Below are 10,662 nucleotides of genomic sequence, written 5' to 3' on the forward strand. Positions count from 1 at the left end.
ACGACGTGCCGCAGGCCGGCGGGCCCGTGCTCGGGATCGACACCGGCTTCATCGTCCACAACGAACGGACCTACCCCACACTGCTGCGGCTCTTCGCCGAGCTGGGCATTGAAACCCAGGACTCGGAAATGAGCATGTCCGTCCGCTGCGACGGCTGCGGCCTGGAATACGCCGGCGCCCGGGCCAAGGGCCGCGGCATCCTGCCCGGACCCGCCACCTTGCTACGCGGCCGCTACCTGCTGATGCTGCTCGAGGTGATGCGCTTCTACCGGAAGGCCCGCGCCCTGCTCGCCGAGGGCGCCCCCGCAGGGGAGAACACAGCTGCCCCGGAGCTGACCCTCGGCGACTTCCTGGCCCGGGAGAAGTTCAGCAGCTACTTCGTCTCGCACTTCATGACCCCCATCGTGAGCGCGGTCTGGTCCTGCGACCCGACGACGGCGCTCGCCTACCCGGCACGCTACCTCTTCACCTTCCTGGGCCACCACGGACTGCTCGGAGTCTCGGGCTCGCCGCAGTGGCGCACCGTCACCGGCGGCTCACGCACCTACGTCGACAAGCTCGCGGCCACGCTGCCGGACATCCGCCTCTCCAGCCCCGTCACCGGGGTGCGCCGCCACGCGGACGGCGTGGAACTGACCATGAGTACAGTCGACGGCGGCTTCCGCACCGAGGCCTTCGACGCCGTCGTGATTGCCACCCACCCGGCCCAGGCGCTGGGCATGCTCACCGACGCCTCGCCCGCCGAGCGGGCCGCACTCGGTGGGATGCCGTACTCGGTCAACCACACCGTCTTCCACCGCGACGCCGCCGTGCTGCCGTCCAGTGACAACGCCAAGGCGTCCTGGAACTACCGTCTGCCCTCCTGCGACGCCCGGCCGGACAAGGTCCTGGTCAGCTACGATATGACCCGGCTGCAGCGGCTCGACCCCGCAGACGGCGGGCGCTACATCGTCAGCCTGGGCGAATCCGAACTGATTGCGGACACCACGGTGCTCGAACGCATGGTCTACGAGCACCCGCAGTACACCCCGGAGTCGCTCCGCGCCCAGCAGCAGATCCTCGACCTCGGCGACGCCCGGCTGACCTTCGCCGGCGCCTACCACGGCTGGGGATTCCACGAGGACGGCGCCCTCTCCGGCGTCCGGGCCGCGGAACGGCTGGGACGCACCTGGGACGACCCCGCCGTCGCCCTCAACGAGGAGTACCGTGCCGTGGCCATCGACCCGGACCTGCAGAGCGTCTCTGCGGAGGGCTCATGAACGCCACAGCCGCCATCTACCGCACCTCCATCGCGCATGTGCGGCGCACCCCGCTGAAGAATGCGTTCACTTACCGCAGCTACAGCTGGTACGTCGACGTCGACCGGCTCCCCGTGATGCCCCGCATGCTCCGGCCGCTCGCCGGCTTCAGCGTCGCGGACCACCTGGGCGACCCGGACGGCACCCTCCGCGGCAACGTTGAGGCGTTCCTCGCCACCCGGGGGATCGACCTCGACGGCGGCCGGATCACCATGCTGGCCAGCGCCCGGGTGTTCGGCCACGTCTTCAATCCGCTGAGCCTGTTCTGGTGCCACGACGCCGCCGGGGACCTGCGTTGCGTCCTCGCTGAGGTCCACAACACCTACGGCGAGCGGCACTGCTACCTCCTCGAAACGGACGACGCCGGCCGGGCCAGCGTCCCGAAGGCCTTCTACGTCTCACCCTTCAACGACGTCGACGGCCAGTACCGGATGAAACTCCCGGAACCAGGGGAGCGGCTCGCCGTCTCGATCGTCCTCGAACGCGAGGGGCAGCAGCCCTTCATCGCCAGCGTGGACGGCGAACGCCACGACGCCAACGTGCGGAACATCCTCGCCACGGCGCTCGCGGTGCCGCTGGCACCCCTGCGCGTCTCGGCGCAGATCCGCTGGCAGGGAATCAAACTCTGGGCACGTCGGCTGCCCATCATCAAACGACCACACCACCCTTCACAGGAGGCAGTTCAGTGACAATGACCGAAGCGACCGGATCCGGCGCCGCGCGCCGGACGCATGAGTCCGCAGCCCCCTACACCGTCCCGCAGCCGCCCGCCGCGGTCGACGCCGCCATCTGGCCAAGCATCGCCACCGTCCCCTCGAGCCTCAAAGCCCGGGTGGCCGGCCGGGCCGCCGACGCCATCTTCAAAGCCGCGGTCCGCCGGCTTCCGCTGGAGGTCCGCTACCCGGACGGTACCGTCCTGGGCAAGGCCGCCACGCCCGGCCACACCTATCCCGTCATGACCATGAACCGTCCCGAGGCGTTCGCGGCCCGGCTCGGCGACGGCGGGCTGATCGGCCTGGGCGAGTCCTTTATGGCCGGCGACTGGGACGCTGACAACCTCACCGCCGTGATGGAGGTCTTCGCCGCCCGCGTCGGGACCCTCGTGCCGGAACCGCTGCAGAAACTGCGTGCCTTCTACCTGCCACGGCAGCCGCGGAAGGAACGCAACACCGAGCAGAACACCCGCTCCAACATCTCCCGGCACTACGACCTCTCCAACGAGCTCTTCGGCACGTTCCTGGACGAGACCATGACCTACTCCAGCGCACTCTTCCCGGAATCCGGCGAAGCGCTGGAGAGCGTCGCCTGGGACGGCTTCGCCGCCGCGCAGCAGGCCAAAATCGACCGGCTGCTGGACAAGGCCGGCGTCGGGCAGGGCACCCGGGTGCTGGAAATCGGCACCGGCTGGGGCGAGCTCGCCCTCCGGGCCGCGCAGCGCGGCGCCACCGTCTATTCCGTCACCCTCTCCAGCGAGCAGCAGGAACTGGCCCGCAAGCGCATCGCCGACGCCGGCTACACCGACGCCGTCACGATCGAGCTCAAGGACTACCGCGCGGTCGAGGGGGAGTACGACGCCGTCGTCTCCGTCGAGATGATCGAGGCCGTCGGCTTCGAATACTGGGCCACGTACTTCCAGACCATCGAGCGCGTCCTCGCCCCCGGCGGGAAGGTCGCCATCCAGGCCATCACGATCGCCCACGACCGGCTGATGGCCACCCGCACCAGCTACACGTGGGTGCACAAGTACATCTTCCCCGGCGGCGTCATCCCCTCCGTCCGGGCCATCGAGGACATCACGGAGAAGCAGACCGGACTCCGCGTCCGCGAACGCCTTGCCATGGGGGAGCACTACGCCCAGACGCTGCGGCTCTGGGAAGAGCGCTTTATGGCCCGCTCCGCAGACGTCCGGGCGCTGGGCTTCGACGAGATCTTCCAGCGCATGTGGCTGTTCTATCTCTGCTACTCCCGGGCGGGCTTCGAAACCGGCTACCTCGACGTGCAGCAGATTGTCCTGGACCGCCGGACAGTGGGCGAGGCCAGCAACTAGCAGCTGCTGTTAGACGCCTCACGCTGAAGAAGGCGGGCACCCGGCGGGTGCCCGCCTTCTTCGTGTTTCCGGACACCACATCCAGTGCTTAACAGCACTCCGCACACCTGCGCCGCACACCGGCGACACGCCGTCCACCACGCGACACGCAGGGGAGTTAATTGTGCAAAGGTACTCCACAGCCTGTGGATTTCGTCCGGCAAAATGGCGGAAATACGGACATTTTGAGGCACCCCGCCTGTGGACTGGCGGTGCATTAAATGACATACTTGTAATACATCATCTTGGGGTCCGCATCGGGCTCTTGCACTACATGTAGTATCGACATACAGTTCCAGCGGAGCAGCAATGCTCGCCAGGCAAGGCCAGTAACGGATAAGGATTCCTGTCCCGGATCGGCCCGCCCGGACTACTGGCACCGGAGATGCACTAGAGACGCAGCAGAGACTCAGCTCGAACGCAGTGGACAGTTTCGCAGTAAAAAATTACGCAGTACCAAAGACTTCAACAAAGGGGACAGGGACCATGACCGTTACGGTTTACACGAAGCCGGCCTGTGTTCAGTGCAACGCGACATACCGCGCGCTGGATAAGAAGGGCATCACCTACCAGAGCGTCGACATCTCGCAGGATGCGGATGCCCTCGAGCGCCTGAAGGCCCTCGGCTACATGCAGGCTCCGGTCGTCGTCACCGACCAGGACCACTGGTCCGGGTTCCGCCCCGACAAGATCGAGGAACTGGCGCAGGCGTACGCCGTCGCCGTCGCCTGAACCGCTTCGCAGGAAAACACGTCAGATGAGGTGACTCCCATGGCACTGGCAACAGCAGCGGCCCACACGCCGCTGGCAGCAGACGCCCGGAACTCAGACACCCCCCGGACCACCGCCAGCCACCTCATCTACTTCTCCTCCACGTCGGAGAACACCGCACGCTTCGTTCGAAAGCTGGGCGTGGACGCGGCGCGGATCCCCCTCCATGCGAGGGAACCCGGGCTCGTGGCCACCGAACCCTATGTGCTGGTGCTTCCCACCTACGGCGGCACCGGGGGAGAAGGATCCGTTCCGAAGCAGGTCATCCGCTTCCTGAACGATCCGAGGAACCGGCAACAGCTCCGTGGAGTGATCGGGGCGGGCAACACGAACTTTGGGGACAACTACTGCATGGCCGGCGACATCATCGCCGCGAAATGCCAGGTCCCGCACCTATATCGTTTCGAACTCATGGGGACGCCGGAAGACGTCAGCCGAGTACAACAAGGATTGGAAGAATTTTGGACACGACTGTCGCAGACACAGAAGTAACAGGGTCCGGCTCCGCCGCAGCGAAGCCCGCCGCCGTCGAAAAGCACGTCGAGAAGCACACCGTCCCGGGTGAGAAGCCGGTCATGCCGGCTGCCTTCCAGGGCCTGGGCTACCACGAGCTCAACGCCATGCTGAACCTGTACGGCCCGAACGGGGAGATCCAGTTCGAGGCTGACCGCGAGGCCGCGCACCAGTACTTCCTGCAGCACGTGAACAACAACACCGTGTTCTTCCACGACCTTGAGGAAAAGCTCGACTACCTGGTCAAGAACGAGTACTACGAGCGCGAAACCCTCGACCAGTACACGATGAACTTCATCCGCGAGCTCTACAACCGCGCGTACAAGAAGAAGTTCCGTTTCGAGACGTTCCTCGGCGCCTTCAAGTTCTACACCTCCTACACGCTGAAGACGTTCGACGGAAAGCGCTTCCTGGAGCGCTACGAGGACCGCGTCTGCATGGTGGCCCTGCACCTGGCCCGCGGCGACGAGCAGCTCGCCACCCAGATGGTCGATGAGATCATCGAGGGCCGCTTCCAGCCGGCCACCCCGACGTTCCTCAACGCCGGCAAGCGCCAGCGCGGCGAGCTGGTCTCCTGCTTCCTGCTCCGCATCGAAGACAACATGGAGTCGATCGGCCGTTCCATCAACTCCGCCCTGCAGCTGTCCAAGCGCGGCGGCGGCGTGGCGTTCGCGCTGACCAACATCCGCGAGGTCGGCGCACCGATCAAGCAGATTGAGAACCAGTCCTCCGGCGTCATCCCCGTGATGAAGCTCCTCGAGGACAGCTTCTCCTACGCCAACCAGCTCGGTGCCCGCCAGGGTGCCGGCGCGGTGTACCTGCACGCGCACCACCCGGACATCTACCGCTTCCTGGACACCAAGCGCGAGAACGCGGACGAGAAGATCCGCATCAAGACCCTCTCGCTCGGCGTCGTGATCCCGGACATCACCTTCGAGCTGGCCAAGAAGGACGAGGACATGTACCTGTTCTCGCCGTACGACGTCGAAAAGGTTTACGGCATGCCGTTCTCCGACGTCTCGGTCACCGAGAAGTACTACGAGATGGTGGACGATTCCCGGATCAAGAAGACCAAAATCAAGGCGCGTGAGTTCTTCCAGACCCTCGCCGAGATCCAGTTCGAATCCGGCTACCCGTACATCATGTTCGAGGACACCGTGAACCGGGAAAACCCGATCGACGGCAAGATCATCATGTCCAACCTGTGCTCCGAGATCCTCCAGGTCTCCCAGCCCACGACGTACCACGATGACCTGTCCTACGACCAGACCGGCAAGGACATCTCCTGCAACCTGGGTTCGCTGAACATTGCCAAGGCGATGGACTCGCCGGACTTCGGCCTGACCATCGAGACCGCCATCCGCGCGCTCTCGGCCGTCTCGGACATGTCCAACATCACCTCGGTGCCCTCGATCGCCCGCGGCAATGACCAGAGCCACGCCATCGGCCTCGGCCAGATGAACCTGCACGGCTACCTGGCCCGCGAGCGGGTGCACTACGGCTCCGAAGAAGGCATCGACTTCACCAACATCTACTTCTACTCGGTGGTGTTCCACGCGGTCCGCGCCTCCAACCGGCTGGCCATCCAAACCGGCCAGACCTTCGGCGGCTTTGAGAAGTCCAAGTACGCCTCGGGCGAGTTCTTCGACAAGTACACGGACCGGGAATGGGTCCCGCAGACCGCCAAGGTTGCCGAGCTGTTCCAGAACATCCACATCCCCACGCAGGATGACTGGCGCGAGCTGAAGGCTTCCGTCATGGAGCACGGCATCTACAACCAGAACCTGCAGGCTGTCCCGCCGACGGGTTCGATCTCCTACATCAACAACTCCACCTCCTCGATCCACCCGGTGGCGTCCAAGATCGAGATCCGCAAGGAAGGCAAGCTGGGCCGCGTGTACTACCCGGCGCCGTACCTGACGAACGACAACCTGGAGTACTACCAGGACGCGTACGAGATCGGCTACGAGAAGGTCATCGACACCTACGCTGCGGCAACCCAGCACGTGGACCAGGGCCTGTCCCTGACGCTGTTCTTCAAGGACACCGCCACCACGCGCGACATCAACAAGGCCCAGATCTATGCCTGGAAGAAGGGCATCAAGACCATCTACTACATCCGTCTCCGCCAGCTCGCGCTGGAAGGGACTGAGGTGGACGGCTGCGTCAGCTGCATGCTTTAATCTTCAACTAAATCGCGACAGTACGACGGCGGGNCCCGCCGTCGTACGCTTAACTTCACAGAACAACCCAACTTTTTAGGGGATGACATGACCGAGAAGGTCAAGCTGCTTAGCCACGTTGAGGCGATCAACTGGAACCGCATCCAGGACGACAAGGACGTGGACGTCTGGAACCGCCTGGTCAACAACTTCTGGCTGCCGGAGAAGATTCCGCTGTCCAACGACGTCCAGTCGTGGGCAACGCTGACCCCGGACGAGCAGCAGCTCACCATGCGCGTGTTCACGGGCCTGACCCTGCTGGACACGATCCAGGGCACCGTCGGCGCTGTCTCGCTGATTCCGGACGCGATCACCCCGCATGAAGAGGCTGTCTACACGAACATCGCGTTCATGGAGTCCGTGCACGCCAAGAGCTACTCCTCCATCTTCTCCACGCTGGCCTCCACCAAGGAGATCGACGAGGCGTTCCGCTGGTCCACCGAGAACGTGAACCTGCAGAAGAAGGCCCAGATCGTCATGGACTACTACCAGGGCGACGATCCCCTGAAGCGCAAGGTGGCCTCCACGCTGCTGGAGAGCTTCCTGTTCTACTCGGGCTTCTACCTGCCGATGTACTGGTCCTCACGGGCCAAGCTGACAAACACCGCCGACCTGATCCGCCTCATCATCCGCGATGAGGCCGTACACGGCTACTACATCGGCTACAAGTTCCAGAAGGGCCTGGAAGGCCTGTCCGAGGAGCGCAAGCAGGAAATCAAGGACTACACCTTCGAGCTGCTCTTCGAGCTGTACGAAAACGAGGTCCAGTACACGCATGACCTCTACGACTCCGTCGGCCTGGCCGAGGACGTCAAGAAGTTCCTGCACTACAACGCCAACAAGGCGCTGATGAACCTCGGCTACGAGGCCATGTTCCCGGCCTCCGTCACCGACGTGAACCCGGCAATCCTGTCGGCCCTGTCGCCGAACGCTGACGAGAACCACGACTTCTTCTCGGGTTCGGGTTCGTCTTACGTGATTGGCAAGGCTGTTAACACTGAGGATGACGACTGGGACTTCTAGTCTCCTCCTTGTGAGGTCGGATGTGAGATTCCACGGTACTTGGCCATTTCCCAACTTAGATGGCCACGTTTCACAGTAGTTGGCCAACTGTTGCATACAGTTGGCCAACTACTGTGATTTCCGCCGGCGCTCTGGACACCCTGGCTCAGTCCCTTCTGCGATGCTTTTGCCCGGAATCGGAATCGGAATCGGAAGCGCCGCGGCACCAGCCACAGCCGAGCCCCGTCCAGCCGGAACAGCCTGCCTTCGCGCCTCCAGCCGGTTACGGCCGGCCGGGGCTTAACCGCCGTATGCACCTTCCTACCCGGCGCCATACCCGCCCGCCGGGCCAGTACCCGCAGCAGTTCGGTGCGCCCGCGCCGGCCCCGTATGGGCAACAGGGCCCCTATGCCCCGCAGTACGGCCCGCCCGCCCAATACGGTCAGCCAGCCCCGTACGGCCAGCCCGGCCAGTGGGCACCGGCAGGACGGCCGCTGCCAAAGTCCTCCGGCTACCGGGTCGCCGTCGGGATCATCGCGATCGTTTACGGCTGCTGGCTGTTCATGCAATTTGGTCTTGGTACCGCCAGAGACATGGGCTTTCTGGCCTTCCTGTCCATGGTCGCGTCCGGCGGAAATCTGACGTCCGGCATCGTACTGCTGGCCAAGCAGCGGAGCCGGCTGCGCGGGGCGCCGATTACGGCCCTGAGCTTCGCCGGGTTCGGCCTGCTGCTGGGAGCACTTTTTGCGGGGGCCGACGGTGGCCCGGCGATCTTCCTGGTCAACCTCCTGCTCGCCGCGCCGGTCCTGATCGTCCTGGGCATCGGCTTCTTGCGGGAGCGCCGCGGGCTCTGACCCGGGCACCGCGTCACCTGGAAGGCCCTGCTTCGGCGGGGCCTTCTTCATGTCCGGCGCACGACCCCACTCGAAGGACACCATGCATCTGCTCAAAACCGAGTTCGGCGAAGCACTCAACGCAGACTCCATCACCTGCCTGTTGGTCCTCGAAGCCAAAGACCGGCTCCTGGAGGGTGTCACCGTCGAGAAGCTCGTCGCCTTCCACGGATCCGCTGTCCTCGCTGAGCTGCCCTCCGGGGCTCAGATCGAGGTCGCATTGTTCAGGATCGACGCCGTCACCGCGGAAGTCTGGAAGACCGCCTCCGCGCAGGCCCAGACACTCCTGGACTCCTTGTCCGAAACCCTGACGCCCTCCTCACGCGGCCTGGTCGAGGTCAATTATTTCAAGGCCCAGATCCGCGTCAAGGTCTAGTCCGGCCGCCACCTGCGCCGACAACAAAGCCCCGTACCGGTCAGGCGGTTTCTAGGGGTCGTTGCAACACCTGGTGGTTAGGTGGTTAGTAGTAAATCACGTAGACGCTCGGCTGGGGTATCCCAGCCGAGCGTTTTGCGTGGGCGGCCGTTGAGCTCCTGAGCGACGTGTTCGAGGTCTTCAGGTCCGTAGGCGGACAGGTCGGTGCTTTTGGGGAAGTACTGGCGCAGCAGCCCGTTAGTGTTCTCGTTCGAACCGCGCTGCCAGGGGCTGGCTGGGTCGCAGAAGTAAACCTGCATTTCGGTGGCTAGGGTGAAGGTCTTGTGGGCGGCCATTTCCGCGCCCTGGTCCCAGGTCAGAGAGCCTCGCAGATGTGCCGGCAGGGCAGAGATGGTGTTGATGAGCCCGTCCCGGACGGTTTCGGCGGTGTGGTCATTTGGCAGGTGGACGAGCATCACGTAGCGGGTGGTGCGTTCGACCAGGGTTCCGATCGCGGACTGGTTGTAGGCGCCGGTGATGAGATCCCCCTCCCAATGACCGGGTACTGCGCGGTCCTCGATCTCGGGTGGACGCTCGGAGATCATGACCATCGGATCCACGAACCGGGAGGTGCGCTGTTCCCCGCTCTGGTGGTGTTTCCGGCGGGTCCGGCCGGTGCGCAGGGCTGCCTGTATTTCGCGTTTGAGTCCGCCTCTGGCCTGGACGTAGAGGGCTTGATAGATCGTCTCTGGACTCACACGCATCTCCGGTTGGTCGGGGAACTTTTTGACCAGGGTGTGGCTGATCTGCTCCGGAGACCAGCGTATGAGCAGCTTGGCCTTCACATAGTCGCGCAGGTCCGACTCGCCAGCGAGCTTGGCGTTTTTGGGTCGTGGCCGCCGGGCAGCGGCCTTCCGCTGCGCCCCGTGGGGCAGATAGCCCAACAGGGCATCGGCATTTCGGCCCAGCTCGCGGCTGATCGTTGAAGCCGAACGGCCAAGCACGCTGGCGATCGCCCGCATCGATGAACCCGAGGCTTTCAGGTCCCGGATCATCTCCCGCTCCTGCACGCTAAGAAATCGCGGGTCGATGAGTTTCTCGAGAGCCGCTGTCGGTGGGGCGAGGGCCGGCGAGGTCATAGTGGTCACACCACGTTTGTAATCGACCACCCGCCCATCAGCGTAAATGCGTCGGCCGCCTGACTTACGAATCCCCAGGTCCCACTCCGCCGCGGTCCTGGGATGCACGCTGACCGCTGCGGCCGCCTCCCGCCGACTCAAGCCGGCCTTGCGTAACCGGAAGTACTCATCCCGGCCCCGGTGAGGGCGCGCCCCCGGTTTACCATGGCTCTTCAGTCCGGCTTTACGCACCCAGCCGGCGCACGTATCGGGGCTCAATCCCAGCTCCCTGGCCGCCGCCCCCGTGCTCTTGAGCCGGTCGAACACGACGAAGAACTCATCCTTCTGCCCCTGCGCGTACTTCCTGTTGGTTCGAGGTTCTCCCGTTAAAGACGACACGGTCG

The 10,662-nt window shown here is 64.4% G+C and carries 9 protein-coding genes and 1 pseudogene (1 of these 10 only partly in view); 9 read left to right on the plus strand and 1 reads right to left on the minus strand.

All coding sequences use genetic code 11. The features are described from left to right. The 9 genes and pseudogenes from K789_RS0120380 to K789_RS0120420 form a co-directional block, all read left to right on the plus strand. A pseudogene (locus K789_RS0120380) lies at positions 1-1,259 on the plus strand (NAD(P)/FAD-dependent oxidoreductase) (it extends 142 nt beyond the left edge of the window). Next, complete coding sequence (locus K789_RS0120385) at positions 1,256-1,987, plus strand: DUF1365 domain-containing protein (protein ID WP_024368362.1); 732 nt, start codon at positions 1,256-1,258, stop codon at positions 1,985-1,987. The pseudogene K789_RS0120380 and the gene K789_RS0120385 overlap by 4 nt, the downstream one beginning before the upstream one ends. A gap of 2 nt (positions 1,988-1,989) precedes the next feature. After that, complete coding sequence (locus K789_RS0120390; RefSeq protein WP_051181193.1) at positions 1,990-3,345, plus strand: SAM-dependent methyltransferase; 1,356 nt, start codon at positions 1,990-1,992, stop codon at positions 3,343-3,345. A gap of 525 nt (positions 3,346-3,870) precedes the next feature. Next, a complete protein-coding gene (gene nrdH / locus K789_RS0120395; protein WP_024368364.1) occupies positions 3,871-4,116 on the plus strand; it encodes a glutaredoxin-like protein NrdH in 246 nt (81 codons plus the stop codon). Positions 4,117-4,155: 39 nt separating this feature from the next. Next, positions 4,156-4,647: a class Ib ribonucleoside-diphosphate reductase assembly flavoprotein NrdI gene (nrdI, locus tag K789_RS0120400; protein WP_029705520.1), complete on the plus strand. Its 492-nt coding sequence runs from the start codon at positions 4,156-4,158 to the stop codon at positions 4,645-4,647. A gap of 83 nt (positions 4,648-4,730) precedes the next feature. Beyond that, on the plus strand, positions 4,731-6,851 hold the full coding sequence (nrdE, locus tag K789_RS0120405) for a class 1b ribonucleoside-diphosphate reductase subunit alpha (protein WP_024368366.1): 2,121 nt from the start codon (positions 4,731-4,733) through the stop codon (positions 6,849-6,851). 87 nt (positions 6,852-6,938) lie between these two features. Then, positions 6,939-7,913, plus strand: coding sequence for a class 1b ribonucleoside-diphosphate reductase subunit beta (gene nrdF, locus K789_RS0120410; protein ID WP_024368367.1), 975 nt, complete (start codon positions 6,939-6,941; stop codon positions 7,911-7,913). Between the two features lie 290 nt (positions 7,914-8,203). Beyond that, on the plus strand, positions 8,204-8,746 hold the full coding sequence (locus K789_RS25750; RefSeq protein ID WP_051181195.1) for a hypothetical protein: 543 nt from the start codon (positions 8,204-8,206) through the stop codon (positions 8,744-8,746). Positions 8,747-8,828: 82 nt separating this feature from the next. Further along, the gene (locus tag K789_RS0120420; RefSeq protein ID WP_128081686.1) at positions 8,829-9,161 is read left to right on the plus strand and encodes a hypothetical protein; all 333 of its coding nucleotides are present in this window, start codon (positions 8,829-8,831) and stop codon (positions 9,159-9,161) included. A gap of 77 nt (positions 9,162-9,238) precedes the next feature. Here K789_RS0120420 and K789_RS0120425 read toward each other — a convergent pair whose 3' ends face one another. Then, complete coding sequence (locus tag K789_RS0120425) at positions 9,239-10,420, minus strand: IS30 family transposase (RefSeq protein WP_128081639.1); 1,182 nt, start codon at positions 10,418-10,420, stop codon at positions 9,239-9,241. Between the last annotated feature and the right edge of the window lie 242 nt (positions 10,421-10,662).

Source organism: Arthrobacter sp. TB 26 (genome assembly GCF_000427315.1).
Lineage (GTDB): Bacteria > Actinomycetota > Actinomycetes > Actinomycetales > Micrococcaceae > Arthrobacter.